The sequence below is a fragment of the Amycolatopsis sp. A133 genome, assembly GCF_031082405.1.
Classification (GTDB): Bacteria; Actinomycetota; Actinomycetes; order Mycobacteriales; family Pseudonocardiaceae; genus Amycolatopsis.
This window is the reverse complement of the sequence record NZ_JAVHJU010000059.1, coordinates 1-18,639: the sequence shown is the minus strand read 5'-3', so window position 1 is coordinate 18,639 and position 18,639 is coordinate 1. Positions and strand designations below refer to the sequence as shown.

Here is an 18,639-nt window from a genome sequence, read left to right as displayed (position 1 = left end):
GCCATCCCGACACCGTGACATAACATGAGAGCCAGTGCCTATGTCAAGAGGAGGGCACGACGAACCGCCCGAGCAGGCGGGAGGCTTACGCGGTCTCGCTTCTGCGGCGAGCGCGGGAAGCGCGGAGGTTGGCGACGTTGCCGCAGGTGCGCACGTCGTGCCAGGTGCCGCTGTTGTTGGGCGAGCGGTCGTAGAAACCGCCCGGGCAGCGCGGGTCCCGGCAGGTCTTCAACCGCCGGAAGGTGTTGCTCACCTGCGCGTCGTGCACCTCGATGGCCACCGCGCCGGCGATCCGGCGCCAACCGGAGCCGGAGGGCTCGAACAGCAGCATCCCGGTCTCCGTCACGGTCATCCCAACCTCGACACCGCCCAGCGCGACCAATCCGGCGCCCGGCTCGTCGCCGTAGTCGCGTCCACGCAGGACGGACACCAGTTGACTCCTGATGCCGCGCAGCGCTTCGACATCGGCCTTGCCCAGCTTCGCCTTGCGCGACGGGCGGCCGGACGCCTCGACCCATTCCCGCAACGCCGTGTCGGACCACTGCTGAGCCAGCTGCACGGTGCCCAGCAGGTCCGGCGTCTTCGTGCTCAGCCGAGGCCGCGTGTTCAGCAGGTCCTGGATTAGCGCGAGGCCGCCGGGAGCGGGTTGAAGGGCGTAACGCTCACAAGCCGACCATGCCATCCCCCCAGCCTAGCTTCCTGAGCTCTGACAGAACAGGAAGCGATATGATTCAGTCACTCATTGACTTGCTATTAGCAAGCCAGGCGCCGGCGTGGAGTACACGATCCTCCCGAACGAACGAGCATCACCATCAGCGCAGCGGCCGGCTTCAGCTTCGACTACACCGGCAAGACGGTTCCGATCACCGGAGGAGTCAGCGGCATCGGCCTCGCCACCTGCACAGCGCCGACGCCCGCCGCACCCTGTCGAACAAGATCCACGCCGCCCTCCACGAGGCCTACGACGGGCTGGCCAACACCGCCGAAACCCTCATCCTGATGAACTTCCACCCGCTCGAGAACGCCGGATTCGCCGGACGCATCCAACCAGAAAGAGAGCACTCACCATGCGTGACCTCACCATCGTGAGGTACCAGACCTGCCCCGAGATCGCAGAGGAGAACCATCAGTTGATCGAGCAGGTCATGGCGGACCTCAACGACCGGGACCCGGGCGGGCTTCGCTACGCGTCGTTTTGGCTCGATGACGGGGTCACCTTCGTCCATGTCGTCATCAACGATGACGACATGGACCCGCTGTCGCGGTCCGCGGCATTCCAGGCTCTCCAGGTGGGCCTTTCCGAACGCCACATCGGCGGCACCCGGCCGTGCTCCGCCATGTCGACCGCGACCGCGGCGCGGCCCCGCCCTGCCAATTCGGCGATCACCTCCGTCCAACCCCATGCTCCGTGGTAGAAGCCGTGCAGCAGAACGATGGGCTCGTTCAGCACGAGTCCTCGCTCTCGACGCAGGGGGCACGCAGACCTTCCCCTGGACGGTACTGAATCCGAGACGGCCGCGGTCACTGTCATTTGACTGGTTCCGCCTTCGCCCCTGGGGTCCTGTCCCCGGCACTCTTCCACCTGCGACCGACGCTCGGTTCCTTTTGTCCGGTTATGCCCTGGTGATTCGGACCGAGGCTCGTGGTGACCGTGCCGGCCGTGCAGCCCGGCGGATACGGATCGGGCCCGGCGCGGGAGCCGGGTTGTGCCGCCGCACCGCCGGCTGCCCTGCGCGACACCGACACCTGTCGAACGACTGTCCGAATCGGTGCGACGGCGCCGATTCCCCGTGGCCATCCGACGGAAGCGCGGGAGCGACGCGGGGCCGGATCCTGATGGCTGCCTCGATGTGTGCTCGGCCCGCATCGGAGCAGGTTTCGAGGAGCGCCCGTGAGGCCTGCTCCAGCGCAGACAGCGTCCTACTCAAAGGAAAGATTCGCATGAATGATTTCTCCGCCAACGAGGCCGACACGATTGTGTTCGTTCACGGCCTCTGGGTGAATCCGCGCAGCTGGGAGGGGTGGAAACCCCATTACGAGACTCGCGGATACCGGGTCCTCGCCCCGGCCTGGCCGGGGCTCGACCGCGAGGTGGAAGAGCTCAGGCGTGACCCCACGGGGATCGCGGGAGTCGGCCTTCGCGAGGTGCTCGACCACTACGACAACATCATCCGCGCGCTGGATCGTCCGCCGATCATCATGGGCCACTCGTTCGGCGGCACCATCGTCCAGATGCTGCTCGACCGCGGGCTGGGCAGGGTCGGTGTCGCCATCGACTCGGCGGCTGTCAAGGGAGTCCTTCCGCTGCCGCTGTCGACCCTCAAGTCGACCTTCCCGGTCCTGGGGAACCCGGCCAACAAGAACAAAGCGGTCTCGCTGACGCCGGAGCAGTTCCACTACGCCTTCACCAACACGCTCACCGAGAGCGAGTCCGCTGCGCGCTACGAGCGGTATGCCGTCCCTGGCTCGGCCCGCGTGCTCTTCCAGGGGGCGTTCGCCAACTTCAACCCCCGCGCCGCGACGCGGGTCGATTTCCGCAGGCGCCAGGCCCCGCTCCTGTTCATCGCGGGTGGGTCCGACCACCTCGTGCCACCCAAGGTCAACAAGGCCAACTTGCGGCTTTCCAGCAAGTCCGCGGCCGTCACCGAGTATAAGGAATTCCCCGGGCGCGCGCACTTCATCATCGGCCAGGACGGCTGGCAGGAAGTCGCCGACTACGCCCTGAACTGGGCTGAGGAACACGCCGCCGCTCGTGCCTGAGCGTCGGCGCCTCCGGACCCAATACCACGAACCCCCGCGGGCAGACACGTCTGCGGACAGCAATGACAATTGTGTCGAACAAGGAGAAACCGTGCGTAAACGTCGTGTTTTCCGCTCCGCCGTCCTCGGCGCGACCGGGATCGCCCTCGTCGCCGGCGTGACCACGCTGGCATCGGCCGCACCGGCCCCCCAGACCGCGCCTGTCGCGCTCTCGCACCCGGCCGCGGCTCCGAAGCCGACGATCGTCTTCGTCAACGGAGCCTGGTCGAGCTCCCAGAGCTGGGTCGATGTGATCAAGCCCCTGCAAGCGGCCGGTTACCCGGTCGTCGCCCCGCCGACGGCCCTGCGCAGCCTCTCCGGCGATTCCGCCTTGCTGGCTTCCTACCTCAAGACCATCCAGGGTCCGATCGTCCTGGTCGGGCAGTCCTACGGCGGAGCTGTCATCACCAGTGCCGCCACGGGCAACCCCAACGTCAAGGCTCTGGTGTACATCTCGGCCTTCGAGCCGGACACGAAGGAAAACGTCACGGCCCTCGCTGGGCAATTCCCGGGCAGCCACCTCAGCACCGATCCCACCGCGGTGCCTCCCACTGCCCTCAGCGCCGTCCCCGTCCCCTACCTCAACCCCGGCGAACAGCCCGAGGTCGAGCTGTACGCCAAGGCGGCCCAGTACCGGGACCTGTTCTTCAGCAACCGCGTCTCCGTGTCCACCGCCGCGGCACTCGCCGCCACGCAGAGCCCCGTCGCCTCGACGGCCCTGGGCGAGGGCCTCGAGGGCGAGCCGGGCTGGAAGACGATCCCCTCGTGGACCCTCGTCTCCACCGCCGACCACGTGATCCCCCCGGCCGCCGAGCGCTTCATGGCCACCCGCGCCCACTCCCACATCGTCGAGGCCAACACCCCCCACGCCGCACAGGTGACCAATCCGGGGATTGTTGTCAACCTCATCGAGCGGGCCGTCGCGGGCACCCGGTGACGTGAACCGGACGATTTATTCCGGCGTTCCTTCGAACGAAACTGAGCCGGCCCCGCCGCGCCACGACCGTGGCGAACTGCCATAGGCACGAGAGAAGGCCCGGCTGAAGGCGGCTTCGGACGTGTAGCCCACGCGGGCCGCGATCCGGCCGACCGGGTCGGCCGTGCCGCGCAGCAGGTGCGCCGCGTGGCCCAGCCGGCACCGCAAAACGTACGAACCGGGCGTTTCCCCGACCGACTCGGCGAACCGCGTCGCGAACGCCGAACGCGACAGTGACGTGAGCCGGGCCAGCTCGTCGACGGGCCAGTCACGGCCGGGATCTCGGTGGATCGCGGTGAGGACGGGCGCGAGCACGGGGTCCAGCGCTGCCGTCAGCCAGCCGGCGTGGCGCACATCGCCGGATGCGGCCCACGACCGCAGCGACCAGATGAAGAGCAAATCGAGCGCTCTCGAAACCATCACGCGGGTGCCGGGTGCCGAGTTCGTCACCTCGAACACGAGAAGCTCCCTGATGGGCAGGAGCCACGCCGCCGATCGCGCGTCGCCGCGGATCACGATCGCCGCCGGCAAAACTCCGAGCAGTGGCGCGGCGACAACCGTCTCGACGACGAACTCCCCGGTCACCCAGGTCGTGTGCGGCGTCGCTCGGACGACGTGGGCATCACCCCGCGCGAGCAGCACCAAACCTCCTGCGCCCAGCTCCACCGTGTCTTCGCCCGCCACCTCGACGCTGATCCCGCCCTCCTCGACGAGGTGCAGCACCCTGGCCCCGGCCGGATGCCGCTCACGCGGGCCCGACCGGCGTCGCACCTCGCCACCCTGCAGGTGAATCGCCTGCAACACGTCCGAGAGCGCATCGTGCTCGCCGTAAGCCGGCGGCTGTGGTGAATCGGCAAAGTCTTCCGGATCTTGAGCCATGTTTTCGCTCCGTCCTCCTTTTAGGCTGCGACGCTGAGTGCGCGAGTGGTTCCGTCCGAACGGACCCGGCGCTCCCGACGGAGGAGGCACCCATCATGTTTGCCGAGTGGACCGTATGTCATCGGATCATCTGAGTAAAATCGATCCGTGGTCGGATGATCCGACAGAGGATGATACAGTCGAGCAGTGTCTCCGAAGAGCAACCGCCGTGCCGCGTTGCCGCCACCCGACGCCTCCTCGGCGATCGGCGACCTGACCTGGCTGGCTCACCGCGCGGCGGCAGCGCTCGGCGACGCGTTTAACGCGGTCTCGCGGGATGCGGGGCTGGCCGATCTGCGCGACTGGCTCGTTCTCGAGCTCATCAGCAAGGGTGCGGAGCGGACGCAGCTGGAGATCGCCACGGAGCTCGGTGTCGACAAGACCACGTTGGTGTCGATTCTCGACCGGATGGAGCGCGACGGGCTCGTCGTCCGCGAGCTCTCCTCCCGTGACCGGCGGGTGCGCCTTCCCCGGGCAACCGCGAAAGGCATCGAGGTGAAGGACCAGGTCGCCATCGCGCGCGATACGGCGATCATGCGTCGCTTGTCCTCGATTCCCACCCGTGACCACGCGAGATTTCACGCGATGCTGTGGAGCATCGTCCAAAATTACTGAAAGCCCCAACGTGGGAAGAGTGCTTTAGCGCCAGGTCCGCCCGACACCTGACGCCGGCGCCCCGCGTGGCCAGGGTGAAGGATTCCTACGTTGACAGCCAGCAGTGACCACCAGCGAATCGTTTGTGGACAGTCCGGCCCGCGAGGTCGCGCACCAGGCCGGGAAGTCTCGGCGGCCCACGTGGGTGGGGGAGCGTGATCCAGTGGGTGACAGCGGCCCTTTCGAACACAGCGGTGTCGAATTCCTCGTGGGACGCGGCGTGGCGCTCGAGCGCATTCGCGGCTTCCTCGACGCCACAGATCGCGGTGGAGCGCTCCTGTTGTCGGGGGCGGCGGGGGTGGGCAAGACCGTACTGCTCGACGCCGTGGCGGAAGCGGCGGTCGCGAATGGCTCGCGGGTCCTGCGTGCCGCCGGTGTCGAGTTCGAGGCCGGCGTGAGCTATTCCGGGCTGAACCAGGTCCTCTTCCCCGTCTACGAGTCGTTCGGGGAACTCGAGCCGCCGCACGCCGAAGCGCTGCAAGTCGCCCTGGGCTTCGGGAGCGGAGCACCGCCGGAACGGCTCGTCGTATCGAACGCGACGCTCATGCTCCTGCGTCACGTGGCCAAGGCCAGCCCGTTGCTGCTGATCGTCGACGACCTGCCGTGGCTTGATCGGGCCAGCGCCGCCGTGCTGGGCTTCGTCGCCCGCAGGCTCAACGGCACCCGCGTCACCTTCCTCGGCGCCATGCGCTCGGGAAGTGAGACCTTCTTCAACGGTGGTGGCCTGCCCGAGTACGAGGTGCCGCCGCTCGACGGAGAGTCCTCACAGCTCTTGCTCACCACTCGATTCCCGACGCTGGCCGCTCGGGTGTGTCAGCGACTCCTGTCGGTGGCCGAGGGGAATCCGCTGGCTTTGCTCGAGTTGCCCACGGCGTTGAGCGGGCAGCAGCGTTCGGCCCTGGAGAACCTTCCCGCGGTACTCCCGCTCAGCCAACGGCTCCAGGTGCTGTTCGTCTCCCGGGTGTCGGTCCTCTCCCTCGCCGCACGGCGGCTGCTGCTGCTCGCGACGCTGGAGGGAACCGGCGATCTCGCGGTCCTGCAGGCGTCGGCGCGGCAGGCCGGCTACGAATCCGACCTCGAAGACCTCGCCTCGGCCGAGCAGGACCGGCTGGTGGCTTTCGACGAGAGCACGCGCCGGCTCGTGTTTCGGCACCCCTTGATCCGCTCGGCGGTCGTGGACGCCTGCACGAGCGCCGAGCGCCGAGCGGCTCATCGAGCGTTGGCCCACGTACTGGTGAGCCACCCCGAGAGGCGGGCCTGGCACCTCGGCGAAGCTTCCGTCGAACCGGATGAGCAGGTGGCCGGACAGCTCGAACAAGCGGCGCGTCGCATCGCGGCCCGCGGAGACGCCGTCGGTGCGGTGGCGGCGCTGGTGAGGGCCGCCGATCTGAGTCCCCAAGGCGCGCATCGCGCTCGCCGGCTCGCCGAGGCGGCCTACGTCGGCGCCGACGCGACCGGGCAACTCCGCAACGCGTCGGAACTGCTGGAAGGCGCCCGCTTGGCCGATCCGGAGCTGATGGGCTCCCTCCACTTCGCGGCCGCCGCGGTCTTATTGATCATCAACGGCGACGGGGACATCGACACCGCCCACCGACTGCTGGCCGGCGCCGTCGAGTCCGGCGTGCACCGCTACGACGCCCAGGACGGCGCCCTCGTCGACGCGCTCCACCTGCTGCTGCTCCTGTGCTTCTACAGTGGCCGCGCGGAGCTGTGGGACCCGTTGTACGCAACGCTCCGGCGCCTGCGACCGGAGCCACCCGCCCTGTTGTCGGTGGCGGCCAAGACCTTCTCCGACCCAGTCCGTTCCGGTGCCGGGGCTCTGGATCAACTGGAATCCGTTCTCGGCGACCTGCAGAAGGAAACCGACCCCGGCCGGATCGTTCGCGCCGGCACCGGTGCGCTTTACGTCGATCGCCTGACGGATGTCCGCGAGCCTTCGTGGCGAGTTGTCCTCCAGGGGCGCGACGGCGGTCCGCCTCGCCGGCACGTCGGCGCGCTTATGCACCTGTGCCTGGACGATTACCTCACCGGCAGGTGGGACGAATGCCTGGAACTGGCCGACGAAGGAACCCAGGTGTGCCAGGACTCCGGGTACCACTTCTTCACTTGGTACTTCTGGTACTGCCGAGCCGTCGTCGCCGCGGCCCGCGGCGACGACGAAGCGGTCGACCGCTCGACTGACCAGATCATTCGGTGGGCCACACCTCGGGGAGTGGGGGCAGCACTGCACTACGCCCGGCACGTCCGCACAGTCGCCGAATCCGGTCGCGGTGACTTCGAAAGCGCTTATCAGAACGCGACGGCCCTGGGCCCAGCGGGTACGTTCGCCTCCCACGTGCCACACGCGCTGTGGGTGGCGTTCGACGTCGTCGAAGCCGCGGTACGGACCGACCGGCACAGCGCCGCCGCCGCTCACGTGCGTGCCATGCGGGAGGCCGACATCGCTGCGCTGTCTCCGCGGCTCAGCCTGCTTGCCGCCGGTTCGGCGGCGTTGTGCGCGACCGACGACGACGAGGCGGTGCGCCTGTTCGAGGAGGCGCAGGAGAGGCCGGGCGTCGAAAGGTGGCCGTTCGATCTGGCCCGGGTGCGATTGGCGTATGGGGAACGGCTGCGGCGCGCCCGGGCGAACGCCGACTCCCGAGAGCCGCTGCGTCTGGCGTACGACGCCTTCACGCTGCTGGGCGCCAGACCCTGGGCGGACCGTGCCGCGAAGGAGCTCCGTGCCACGGGGTGGGGCGCACCGAGAACCACGGCGAGCGGAGAGGTGCTCACGCCCCAGGAGCGGGAAATTGCGGATCTCGCGGCTTCCGGCTTGAGCAACAAAAAGATCGCCGAGCGGCTGTACCTCTCACACCGGACCATCGGCGCACGCCTGTACCAGATCTTTCCGAAGCTCGGGATCACCTCCAGAGCTGCACTTCGCGACGCGCTCGCGGCCCTGGAGAAATGACACCGCCACAGTGACGAACGACGAGCCGCCGGACCCCTCGTCGACCGGCCCGATCGACCGCCCTACCACACGGCGACCTGGTCGGATTCGGTGCCGGACCGGCCTGGCGCGATCCTCAGTGGACGGGTGCCCTTGGGGCTGTCGACGACGGCCGCGATGGCCTGGGCCGCGACGGCGACCTCCGCGCCCGTGAGGGCGTGCTCGGCCAGCTTCGAGTCCACCCGCTGGACCAGGCCGGGGTATCGGCCTTCGTAGGCTCGAGCCGTCTCGGCGTCGTCCGGGTGGACGGTGCGAACGCGCGGGCCGGTCTCGGGGACCAGGAAACCGGGGGCGACGATGGTGGTCTCGACCCCGAACTCGGTCAGCTCCCGGGCGTAACTCGCTGCGAGGTGGTCGATCATCGTGACCGCTTCGGAGTGCAGCGCGAGGTAGGGAGCGCCCTCGGCATCCTGGTTCGCCGGCACCACCCACACCAGCAGGCCGTCCTGACGCTCGCGCATCTGCGGCAGCACGGAACGGTTGACGCGCTGAGTGGACAGCACATGCGCGTCGAAGATCTGCGCGAGCTGGTAAGGGGTGAAGGATTCGAGTGGCCCCCTGGGCACCGGTCCGACGGCGTGGACCACCGCGTCGATTCTTCCGGTTTCCCCCAAGATGTCACCGACCGCGGTCGAGACCGAGCGCTGGTCGGCCACGTCCAAGGAGATGGGGCGCGGGCCGTGACCGCTCGGCTCGGCAAGCCGGCCGGCCGGGTGGAGGACAGCCGGGCTGATCCCCGCGTACGCGATGTGGCCGGAACCGACCAGCGCCTGGGCGGTGGCAGCTCCGAGGTCACTGGAAGCCCCGGTAACAAGGACGATCTGTGACATGGTGCTCCTCGTTACTCTTCGGCAGATCATGGAAGCGCAGCGGCGACCGAGAACGGCCGGCACAAGCCGGCTCGCCGTCATCAGCTCACTCCCGGCTGTCCCATCAGTGTCGGCATGACGGAATCCGTTCGCATGAGTCGAATGACTGTCGACGAGACTGTGGCTCGTTGATCCGGCCCTGGGCACCCGGAATGCGCAGGCAGTGTCGATTGCACGGTAACGGCAAGGGGAATTCCGTCGATCGCCGTCCCAGCGGGACCTCAATCGGTTCAGCGGCACGCGAAGATCATCACAAATCCTGATTTCGTCGACTGGTCCCGGTGCGCCGACCTGCGCAGGAAGTGGTGGCGCGGAGGAATGACTGCCCGGTGCGGAGTGTCGCGCTGCCCGCCGGTGGTCTTCCGACGGAAGCGGCTCCTCATCGATCCCGGCGAGACTGGCGAGCAGCGCCGGGAGGCGAATTCCGATCGACGAGCGCGGAGCCACCGCGCAGGAAAGGTAAGACATGGCAGCGAGTTTTGTACAAGCACCGGCCAAGACGGTGGACGTCGGTGGAACGCCGTTCGCGTACCGCGAGCTGGGCCCGGCCGCCGGCGTGCCGCTGGTGTTGCTGAACCACATCACCGCGGTGCTCGACGACTGGGACCCCGCCGTGGTCGACGGCTTCGCGGCCGAGCGACGCGTCATCGCGGTGGATCTCCGGGGCGTCGGCGCCTCCGGCGGCACCACCCCCGACAGCATCGAGGCGATGGCCGCCGACGCGGTGGCCTTCCTCGAGGCCCTCGGGGTGGACGCGGCCGATCTGCTGGGCTTTTCCCTGGGTGGCATGGTGGCCCAGGCGGTCGCCCAGCAGCGACCCGATCTGGTCCGGCGGATCGTCCTGGCCGGCACCGCGCCCGCCGGTGACGAAGGGCCTGCCGAGTGGGGCCCCGGGCTGCAAAGCGCTTTCGGGAAGTCGGCCGCAGAAGGAAAGCACCCCAAGCACTATCTCTTCTTCTCGCCGACGCCGAGCAGCCAGGCCGCCGCGGATGCCTTCCTCGCTCGCCTGGACGAGCGTACCGAGGACCGCGACACGCCCGTGACGGACGAGACGGTCGGTGCCCAGCTGACCGCGGCCGCGAAATGGGAGCAGGGCACCTCGCCCGCCGGTTTGGCCGATGTGGACAAGCCCGTCCTGGTCGTCAACGGCGACAACGACATCCTGGTGCCGACGATCAGCTCGTTCCACCTCGCGCGGCTGCTGCCCAACGCCACGTTGAGCATCTACCCGGACGCGGGCCACGGCGGGATCTTCCAGTACCACGAGCTGTTCGTGCAGCAGGTACTGGACTTCTTCCGCGACTGACGGGCCGCCACGGTGCCGTCGGCTACCGGCACCGTAGCCGCTCACCGGTTCCCCCGACTTCACTCGAGCAACAGCCATGACGATCGAAGGACGGCAAGGCCATGTCCGTCAGCGATTCCCACTCCATCCAGACTTTCCCGCACGAGGTGGTCCGCCTGACCATCCCCGTCACAGCAACCTTTTCGGAATTCCAAGCAGATTACGAACGCGCGGTACCGGCGCTTGAGGTAGACCGATACGAACAGCTCAAGAAGGAACAGGCCAGTTGGGACGTCGTCCGGCAGGCCACCGAGGAAAACGCCCCGCACAGCTTCATCAGGTACTGGGACACCGACGTCTACTCCCTAATGAAACTGGCCGCCGAATCGCGCCCGTGCGTAGAATACCTGATGGGCAATCACGTCTACGCCCAGCGCATGTTCCAGTACGACCCGTCGGTGATGCTCTACGCGCGGTCGAGATAATCCCGCACGGTACGGAAACCGATGCCGAAGATCAGCGCGATCTCGACATCCCGCTCCCCCACCGCCACCAGCCGCAGCCTGCCTGGAGGTCTATGTATGTAGGTTAAGCAGATGAGGAAGACGAGAGCGCTCGCCGCTGTGGCGGGCGGCCATTCCGGCACGCCCACGACATCGCCGCCGAACGAGCTGCGCCCGAACACCATCGCGGCGCCTTTGGCTTTCGGCCATTAAGGCCTTGCCGCGTTCGCCCTAGTCGCCGTGCCGGACGATCACCGAGCCGACGGGGGTGCAGCGTTCGAGCCTTGCCGGCCATCGATGGCGAACATCGGCTCGGGCGTCGGTTTTAAGGCTCCACGAGGCCGGGCGGGCGGCGCTAGTACTCAGCGCGTCGCAGTAGCTTGGCGGGTCGCGTAGTAGAACGGCACGTAGTCGGTCAACGTTCGGGTCGGGTCTGAGCGACGATCGTCCGTGGGTCTATCCGCTACTCGGACCTATGTGGACGAGATAGCCTGGCACCATGGTCTTCGGGCGCAAGCGCAGGCAGCGAGGTAGGTACCTCTCCGCGGTCGCGGATCGCATCGGCGCGCGGAACGGCGTCGTCCTGAGGGACGCGTTCTCGGGTGGCAAAGGCGCCAACGGACCATTGGTATTGGGGGTTATTACCCTTCGAGATGGTGAAAACGCCGAAGTTCTCCAAGCCCAGATCGACGCGGCTGTCGCCGCCGGCTACGCACCGCCGAGACGCCGAGAGGCCAACGGCGCCGGGTTCGTGCACGACCCCGGACTGCCCATGCTGATCATCGAGACGTTTGCGGCCGGAACCGTGATTCCCCATCACGGCGAAGTCCCGGCGGGTCGGACCGGTGTCGTGTTGAGCCTGACCTAAGGTATGTCTCGTACCCGACGTCCGGCAGACCGATCATATTCTTGTGGTGCAAGTGATCCGAGTGTTGTGGCCGGAGTGGATTGCCCGTTCACCGGGCTGGAGCCGGGCCAGTTCCGCAAACTGGTGTGGCTGGTCGCGGAGCGGCGTTAGTCGCACAGCTCCTTCGCGGACGCGGCACCGCTGAACGCGACGCATAGCGGCACCAGCCGACGCATGTCCCGAAGCCGCTTACCTCCGACCTCCTCTGAATGATTCTCGCGAGCTCGGCGCGGGCTGTCGACAGCGCGTCACACACATGTTCACGACATGAGTCTGCTGCTCAGGGTCACATTTTGTCTTGTGAAGGTCGGTAAACGCGACGGCGCCTCGCACCCCGAAACCCTGGTCGAGGAGGCCGCACGCCTGGAGCTGGACGCGCTGGTCCTCACCGACCACGACGGCCTCTACGGCGCGGTCCGGTTCAACGACGCTGCCCGGGAGCTGGGCGTGCGGGTCGGGTTCGGCGCCGAACTGTCCCTCGACCTGCCGGGACCGCAGGCCGGGGAACCGGATCCGGCCGGATCGCACCTGCTGGTCCTGGCGCGGCAACAAGAGGGCTATCACCGGCTGTGCCGGGTCATCTCCCACGCCAGCTCGCCGGTGGAGAGAAAGGCCGCCCGGTCTACGACCTCGAGGAGCTAATCGACGAGCTGGCCGGACACGTCGTCGTGCTGACCGGCTGCCGCAAAGGCGCTGTCCGGTCCGCCTTGGCTCAGCACGGTCCGGCGGCCGCCCGTGCCGAGCTGGGTCGGCTGGTCGACTGGTTCGGCCGCGACCACGTCGCCGTCGAGCTGATCGACCACCGGCTCCCGCTGGACTCCACGACCAACGACCAGCTCGCCACGATGGCCAAGGAGCTGCGGCTGCCGACAATCGTGTCGAACAACGTCCACTACGCCCGCCCCGAGGACGCCGTCGTCGCCGACACCGTCGCCGCGGTCCGCGCGCGCCGATCCGGCGAGGAGCTGGAGGGCTGGCGGCCGCCGTCGGGGCAGGCGTTCCTGCGGTCGGGAATGGAGCAGCGGCGCCGGTTCGAGCGCCGCTATCCGGGCGCGGTCGGGCGGGCCGCCCTCCTGGGCGTCGAAGTGGCGTTCGACCTGCAGCTCGTCGCGCCGGACCTGCCACCGTTCCCGGTCCCGGCCGGACACGACGAGATGTCGTTCCTGGCCGAGCTGACCTGGGCCGGCGCCGCCACCCGCTACGGCACCCGCGCCGAGTCGCCGCGGGCGTACGCGCAGCTGGAGCACGAGCTCGACGTGATCAAGGCCCTCGACTTCCCCGGCTACTTCCTCGTCGTCTGGGACGTCGTCCGCTTCTGCAAGGAATCCAACATCCTCTGCCAGGGCCGCGGGTCCGCGGCGAACTCCGCGGTCTGCTACGCCCTGGGCATCTGCCACGCCGACCCGGTCAAGTGGAACCTGCTGTTCGAACGCTTCCTTGCCCCGGAACGGGACGGGCCGCCGGACATCGACATCGACATCGAGTCCGATCGCCGCGAGGAAGCCATCCAGTACGTCTACGAAAAGCACGGCCGGTTTCACGCCGCCCAGGTCGCCAACGTCATCACCTACCGCGCGCCCTCGGCCACCCGTGACGCGGCGAAAGCGCTCGGGCACAGCCCCGGGCAGCAGGACGCCTACGGCAAGCTCGTCGACCGGTGGGGCGGGGTCGCCGCCACCAGGCAGCAGGCGGCCGGGGCGATCCCGGACGACGTGCTCGACCTCGCCGCCCGGATCGAGGACTTCCCGCGCCACCTCGGCATCCATTCCGGCGGCATGGTCATCTCCAAGCAGCCGGTCTCGGAGATCGTCCCCGTGGAGTGGGCCACCATGGCCAACCGGTCGATCTTGCAGTGGGACAAGGACGACTGCGCCACTGTCGGGCTGGTCAAGTTCGACCTGCTCGGCCTCGGCATGCTCTCGGCCTTGCACTACATGGTCGACCTCGTCGCCGAACACCACCACACCACCGTCGACATCGGGAAACTCGACCTCGCCGACCCGGCGGTCTACGACATGCTCTGCGAAGCCGACGCCGTCGGGGTGTTCCAGGTGGAGTCCCGCGCGCAGCTGGCGACGCTGCCGCGGCTGCGGCCTCGGAAGTTCTACGACCTCGTCGTCGAAGTGGCGCTGATCCGGCCCGGCCCGATCCAGGGCGGCTCGGTGCACCCCTACATCCGCCGTCGCCGCGGCGAGGAGGAGTGGCAGCATGCCCACCCGCTGCTCGCTGGCTCCCTGGATCGGACGCTGGGTGTGCCGCTGTTCCAGGAGCAGGTGATGCAGATGGCCGTCGACGTCGCCTCGTTCACCGGCGCCGAGGCCGACCAGCTGCGCCGCGCCATGGGCGCGAAACGCTCGAGTGCGAAGATGAAGGCGTTGATGGCGCGGTTCTTCGCCGGCTGCGAAGCCAACGGCCTCGACCGGGAACTCGCCACCCGGATCTTCGAGCAGATCCACGCCTTTTCCGGCTACGGCTTCCCCGAAGCGCACTCGATGTCCTTCGCGCTGCTCGTGTACGCGTCCGCGTGGTTCAAGCGCTACTACCCGGCCGCGTTCTGCGCCGGGCTGCTGCGCGCCCAGCCGATGGGCTTCTACAGCCCGCAGTCCCTGGTCGCCGACGCCCGCCGCCACGGCGTGCACATCCGCGAACCCGACATCAACATGAGCCTCGCCGGCGCCACGCTCGAACCGGACGCCGAGAGCACTGGCGGTGTCGCGCTCCGGCTCGGCCTCGCCGGCATCCGTCACCTCGGCGAGGCGGTCGCCGAGGAGATCGTCGCCGAACGCGACGCGACGGCCCGTACGCAAGTATCGGTGACCTGACCGGCCGGGTGCAGTTGAAGAAGAACGCCGCCGAAGCTCTGGCCGCGGCCGGGGCGTTCGCCGGGTTCGGCGGCGACCGGCGCCAAGACCTGTGGGCCGCCGGCGCGGCCGCGACCACCCGCGCCGGACACCTCCCTGGCCTCGCTCCGGGCCTCGACGCGCCCGCCCTGCCGGGCATGACCCGGCTGGAGGTCACCACCGCGGACCTATGGGATACCAGCGTCTCCCCGGACAGCCACCCCGTGCAGTACCTGCGCGAGCTGCTCACGAAGCGCGGCGCGATCACCACCGCCGAACTCGCGCGCACCGAAGACGGCACGCGGGTGTGGGTCGGCGGCGCAGTGACCCACCGGCAGCGCCCGGCCACGGCCGGCGGGATCACCTTCCTCAACCTCGAAGACGAGACGGGCATGGCCAACGTCCTCGTCTCGCCCGGGCTCTGGCAGCGGCAGCGGCTCGTCGCCCGCACCAGCGCCGCCCTGCTCATATGAGGCCAGGTGCAGGCCGGTGAGGGCGTGGTCACGCTGGTGGCTGACCGGCTGGAGCACCTCGATCTGGCCATGTCCACGGGCCCGTCCCGTGACTTCCGGTAATCCGCGGCGATGACCAGCCAACCTGTCGTGGGTGGCCCGCGTTCCGGAGACCGCGGGGAATTCGGCGAGCTTCTGCCCGTTCGCCGCGCGCGCAGCAGCCCGGTGCTGTGCCTGCGCAGCCACTACCTCACCCACTACGGCATGACCCAGATGTACAGCCACCGCTACCGGCTCCACACCACTCTCTGCTTGTGGACCCGGTTCGAGCGTGACCGTCGACCACGATGAAGGCCGGTGGGCACAGCCCCGGCACCGACAGCGGACTTCCGGTCCGACCCGCAAGTACGCACGCGAGGTGCCTGAACCGCAAGCACCACCTGGCGGTGAGCGGGCAGACCGTCAGCTACGACCACTCGCTCGGGCTGCACACCACCAGCTGCAACTCCTGCCTGGAAGCCCACGCGGACCGGGCGACGTGGCTCGAGCTGGACCTCCGCATCTCCCATCCGCCACCAGACGACCGGGCCGGGCTCATCGTCCGGGCGCGGCCACCGAGCCAGCCGGCGGCGATCGGCGACATCGTCATCGAGTTGCACGGCCAGAGCGTCGGGATCCTCGGCGTGGCCGTATGCGGGACCGACCAGCGCGGCCTCATCACCCGAATCGAGGTTAACCCGGCGTACCGGCTTCGCCGATTCGGAACTGCGCTGGTCCTCGCTGCGCTCAACCACCGCCCAGCTACCGCTGGGCCACCACCAGGTCGCGTCGGACACCCGCGGTCCGGCCGGGTCGTGGCGTCGCCAAGTCAGGTACGCCAGGTGATCAGCCTCGGTGGCGTCGCGCCAGACGCGGCGATCGCGCGAGGCCCACAGGAACGACAGGAACGACAGGAACGCCGCGACGTCGCGTGCATAGCCCTGCTGCGTCAGCTGCGCGCGCTGAGCCATCTCAGGCGAGCGGAAGAACTCGTTCAGCTCGACGTCGAACTGGAACGTCGGCGACAACAATAACGGCATACCCTCGACTAGCTTGAGTTTTAACCTTCGGGTGGTGCTTGCCTACCCCTGTCGATCATGAGCGCAGCCCTTGGTCGATCATTCCTTCTTGCGACAGTTGGAAGATCGAACAAGGGCTGCGGTGATCAGTTTGCCTGACGCCAGTGACAGGCGTGCCAACGGGGAGCTGTCGAGGTTCCGGCAGCAGGTCTACGAGTGTCTGAACCGGCGGGCGGACGCGTTGTTCGAGCTGGCCGACGCGGTGTTGTGTGCTGATGGGCCGGTGCGGTCGATCGCGGAGTTGTCCCTGGTAGGCGAGCATCGCCGAGGGTATGGCAGCGGGTATGCCGCACTCGCGCGCGGCACGATGGACATACCGCGGCTGCAGACTGCGCTGAGCGCGGCGCCGATACCGCGGGCCGCGGACGGGCGACTGGTGCTGGCAGTAGATGTGACCTGCTGGTTGCGTCCGGAAGCCCACACCTGTCCGCAGCGGATCCTGTGTCACACCTACGGCCGCGGCAAGGACCAGCACATGATGGTGCCGGGCTGGCCCTACTCCGTCGTCGTCGCGCTGGAATCCGGGCGCAGTTCGTGGACCGCGCCGCTGGACGCGGTCCGGCTCGCGCCAGGCGACAACGCCGCGAGCGTGACCGCCCGGCAGATCCGCGACGTGGTGGACCGTTTGGTTGCAGCCGGGCACTGGCGGCCGGGAGACCCGGACATCCTGCTGGTCGCCGACGCCGGCTACGACGGACCACGGCTGGCCCACGTGCTGGCCGATCTCCCGATCACCGTGCTGGTGAGAAATGCGCACCGACCGGGTCCTGCACCGCCCGGTCCCGCCGCAACCGCCCGGCACGCTGGGCAGACCCCGCCGCCACGGCAACGAGTTCGCTTTCGGCGACCCGGCCACCTGGGGGCAACCCGACGTCGTCACCGAAACCACGACCCGGCTCTACGGTCCCGCGCTGATCCGGGCCTGGGATCGGCTGCATCCACGGTTGACCCACCGCATCGCCTGGACCGGCCACGACGGCGCCCTGCCGATCATCGAGGGCACCGTGATCCGGCTTGAAGTCCAGCGCCTGCCCTCCGGTGCGGTCCCGAAACCGGTGTGGCTCTGACATTCCCGCACCGGCCTGGACCACGCCGAGGTGGATCTGGCCTGGCAGGCGTTCCTGCGCCGGTTCGACATCGAGCACACCTTCCGCATGCTCAAGCAAACCCTCGGCTGGACCACCCCGAAACTTCGCGCACCCGACGCAGCGGACCGCTGGACCTGGCTGCTGCTGGCCGCCTACACCCAGCTGCGCCTCGCCCGTGACCTCACAGCGGATCTGCGCCGTCCCTGGGAGAAACCCCGACCAGCCCAGCGGCTCACCCCGGCCAGGGTCCGCCGAGGGTTTCGGAACCTACGTCCACAACTCGCCTGTCCCGCCGCTGTCCCGAAACCCTCGCGGCCCGGACCCGGACGTCCCGCCGGAACACCCAACCAACGACCCGCGTCACACCACGACGTCCATACCGTCACCAGCACAAACACCCGAAAACCCAAGCACAGCAAGAACACCAAGTCGAGCAATCCACGACCCCGCCGAACAGGTTAAAACTCAAGCTAGTCGCGCACGAGTTACGCGCGACGGCCGACACCGGATCAGTACAGGATGCTCGACAGGTAGTAATCCTGAGCGATTCGAATCGTCGTGTCTTGACCTATATTTGCGGGATCCGACGAGCCGGCGAGCCTCAGAGACGACGCGATTCGGTACTCGCCGAAATTCTGTCCGATCTTCGTGACGGTAACGGTCCATGTATACGTGCCGGCGGCCAGGTAAATGCCCCTGTTAACTCCGTCGAAGTATTGTTCACCTTCCATCTGCGCCGACCAAGTGTAATTTCCGGCATTCAAGTAGATCGAGCGGCTATTTCCTGCCGAAGACCCTGCCGGCGGATTCCGACTCAGGTAAAGGGTCCGGTCGAGAATCGCGATGTCGGCGGATGCCGACGCGGAGGCAGGAACCGCGACGAGTGGCGGAATCGCCAGTCCGACCACAAGAAGCACCATCACCAAGCGTTGCCAAAACACCCTACTAGACATGATCTCCCCAAAGATGATCCGAACAGTCTCCTGCGGCCCGCGAACCCGGCCTCGGCTCTCCCTTTCTAGCCGGGACCGCCGGGGACCGGTCCCCGGCTCACGGCAGGTGCCGGACGAGGGCCTCCGCCAGCGATCGCGCGGTCGCGCACAACGCGTCCCCACCGGCCGCCGCGGTGTCCTCGACCGTCACCACGGCGACCTCCTCCCGGTCGGGTCTGCTGCACCAGTAGGTGACATCTGAGTTGGCTTGCCGTGATGGTGAGCTGGGAGGATGTCGCGGTGCCCAAG

14 protein-coding genes and 2 pseudogenes are annotated in these 18,639 nt (G+C 68.2%); 10 read left to right on the top strand and 6 right to left on the bottom strand.

Translation table 11 applies throughout. The features are described from left to right. Positions 1–85: 85 nt before the first annotated feature. Positions 86–682, bottom strand: a complete 597-nt coding sequence (locus Q5425_RS35235; protein ID WP_308676704.1) for a CGNR zinc finger domain-containing protein — start codon at positions 680–682, stop codon at positions 86–88. A gap of 385 nt (positions 683–1,067) precedes the next feature. Here Q5425_RS35235 and Q5425_RS35230 point away from each other — a divergent pair, with 385 nt between their 5' ends. From Q5425_RS35230 to Q5425_RS35220, 3 genes are all read left to right on the top strand, one after another. Then, positions 1,068–1,415, top strand: coding sequence for a hypothetical protein (locus Q5425_RS35230; protein WP_308676703.1), 348 nt, complete (start codon positions 1,068–1,070; stop codon positions 1,413–1,415). Between the two features lie 526 nt (positions 1,416–1,941). Further along, positions 1,942–2,760: an alpha/beta fold hydrolase gene (locus Q5425_RS35225; RefSeq protein ID WP_308676702.1), complete on the top strand. Its 819-nt coding sequence runs from the start codon at positions 1,942–1,944 to the stop codon at positions 2,758–2,760. A 91-nt stretch (positions 2,761–2,851) separates the two neighbouring features. Then, a complete protein-coding gene (locus tag Q5425_RS35220) occupies positions 2,852–3,736 on the top strand; it encodes an alpha/beta hydrolase (protein WP_308676701.1) in 885 nt (294 codons plus the stop codon). A gap of 15 nt (positions 3,737–3,751) precedes the next feature. Here Q5425_RS35220 and Q5425_RS35215 read toward each other — a convergent pair whose 3' ends face one another. Beyond that, on the bottom strand, positions 3,752–4,654 hold the full coding sequence (locus tag Q5425_RS35215) for an AraC family transcriptional regulator (protein WP_308676700.1): 903 nt from the start codon (positions 4,652–4,654) through the stop codon (positions 3,752–3,754). 186 nt (positions 4,655–4,840) lie between these two features. Between Q5425_RS35215 and Q5425_RS35210 the strand changes: the two genes are divergently transcribed. After that, positions 4,841–5,308: a MarR family transcriptional regulator gene (locus Q5425_RS35210; protein ID WP_308676699.1), complete on the top strand. Its 468-nt coding sequence runs from the start codon at positions 4,841–4,843 to the stop codon at positions 5,306–5,308. Between the two features lie 103 nt (positions 5,309–5,411). Then, the gene (locus Q5425_RS35205) at positions 5,412–8,297 is read left to right on the top strand and encodes an AAA family ATPase (RefSeq protein WP_308676698.1); all 2,886 of its coding nucleotides are present in this window, start codon (positions 5,412–5,414) and stop codon (positions 8,295–8,297) included. A 62-nt stretch (positions 8,298–8,359) separates the two neighbouring features. Here Q5425_RS35205 and Q5425_RS35200 read toward each other — a convergent pair whose 3' ends face one another. Then, positions 8,360–9,166 carry an SDR family NAD(P)-dependent oxidoreductase gene (locus tag Q5425_RS35200; protein WP_308676697.1) on the bottom strand — a complete coding sequence of 269 codons (807 nt, stop codon included), beginning with the start codon at positions 9,164–9,166 and terminating at the stop codon, positions 8,360–8,362. Positions 9,167–9,671: 505 nt separating this feature from the next. On the opposite strand from Q5425_RS35200, the gene Q5425_RS35195 reads away from it, so the two are divergent. Together Q5425_RS35195 and Q5425_RS45870 are read left to right on the top strand one after the other, a co-directional pair. Continuing rightward, positions 9,672–10,511 carry an alpha/beta hydrolase gene (locus Q5425_RS35195; protein WP_308676696.1) on the top strand — a complete coding sequence of 280 codons (840 nt, stop codon included), beginning with the start codon at positions 9,672–9,674 and terminating at the stop codon, positions 10,509–10,511. 101 nt (positions 10,512–10,612) lie between these two features. Further along, entirely contained in the window at positions 10,613–10,975 is a 363-nt protein-coding gene (locus tag Q5425_RS45870) for a hypothetical protein (protein ID WP_396135319.1), read from the top strand. On the opposite strand, the pseudogene Q5425_RS45865 reads toward Q5425_RS45870, so the two are convergent. Beyond that, positions 10,963–11,052, bottom strand: a pseudogene (locus Q5425_RS45865) (DNA-binding response regulator); the annotation flags it as partial. The gene Q5425_RS45870 and the pseudogene Q5425_RS45865 overlap by 13 nt on opposite strands. Positions 11,053–11,492: 440 nt before the next feature. On the opposite strand from Q5425_RS45865, the gene Q5425_RS35185 reads away from it, so the two are divergent. Continuing rightward, positions 11,493–11,861 carry a hypothetical protein gene (locus Q5425_RS35185; RefSeq protein WP_308676695.1) on the top strand — a complete coding sequence of 123 codons (369 nt, stop codon included), beginning with the start codon at positions 11,493–11,495 and terminating at the stop codon, positions 11,859–11,861. 357 nt (positions 11,862–12,218) lie between these two features. Then, positions 12,219–15,315 (top strand): annotated as a pseudogene (locus Q5425_RS35180) (error-prone DNA polymerase); the annotation flags it as partial. A gap of 164 nt (positions 15,316–15,479) precedes the next feature. Here Q5425_RS35180 and Q5425_RS35175 read toward each other — a convergent pair. Continuing rightward, entirely contained in the window at positions 15,480–16,259 is a 780-nt protein-coding gene (locus tag Q5425_RS35175) for a hypothetical protein (RefSeq protein WP_308676694.1), read from the bottom strand. 133 nt (positions 16,260–16,392) lie between these two features. On the opposite strand from Q5425_RS35175, the gene Q5425_RS45860 reads away from it, so the two are divergent. Continuing rightward, positions 16,393–17,328 carry a transposase gene (locus Q5425_RS45860; protein ID WP_396135326.1) on the top strand — a complete coding sequence of 312 codons (936 nt, stop codon included), beginning with the start codon at positions 16,393–16,395 and terminating at the stop codon, positions 17,326–17,328. 579 nt (positions 17,329–17,907) lie between these two features. Here Q5425_RS45860 and Q5425_RS35165 read toward each other — a convergent pair. Continuing rightward, positions 17,908–18,306, bottom strand: coding sequence for a hypothetical protein (locus tag Q5425_RS35165; protein WP_308676692.1), 399 nt, complete (start codon positions 18,304–18,306; stop codon positions 17,908–17,910). Positions 18,307–18,639 lie beyond the last annotated feature (333 nt).

Coding starts and splice junctions, on each gene's coding strand:
- Q5425_RS35235 (WP_308676704.1), bottom strand. CDS start 682: ATGGCATGGTCGGCTTGTGAGCGTTACGCCCTTCAACCCGCTCCCGGC.
- Q5425_RS35230 (WP_308676703.1), top strand. CDS start 1,068: ATGCGTGACCTCACCATCGTGAGGTACCAGACCTGCCCCGAGATCGCA.
- Q5425_RS35225 (WP_308676702.1), top strand. CDS start 1,942: ATGAATGATTTCTCCGCCAACGAGGCCGACACGATTGTGTTCGTTCAC.
- Q5425_RS35215 (WP_308676700.1), bottom strand. CDS start 4,654: ATGGCTCAAGATCCGGAAGACTTTGCCGATTCACCACAGCCGCCGGCT.
- Q5425_RS35200 (WP_308676697.1), bottom strand. CDS start 9,166: ATGTCACAGATCGTCCTTGTTACCGGGGCTTCCAGTGACCTCGGAGCT.
- Q5425_RS35195 (WP_308676696.1), top strand. CDS start 9,672: ATGGCAGCGAGTTTTGTACAAGCACCGGCCAAGACGGTGGACGTCGGT.
- Q5425_RS45870 (WP_396135319.1), top strand. CDS start 10,613: ATGTCCGTCAGCGATTCCCACTCCATCCAGACTTTCCCGCACGAGGTG.
- Q5425_RS35185 (WP_308676695.1), top strand. CDS start 11,493: ATGGTCTTCGGGCGCAAGCGCAGGCAGCGAGGTAGGTACCTCTCCGCG.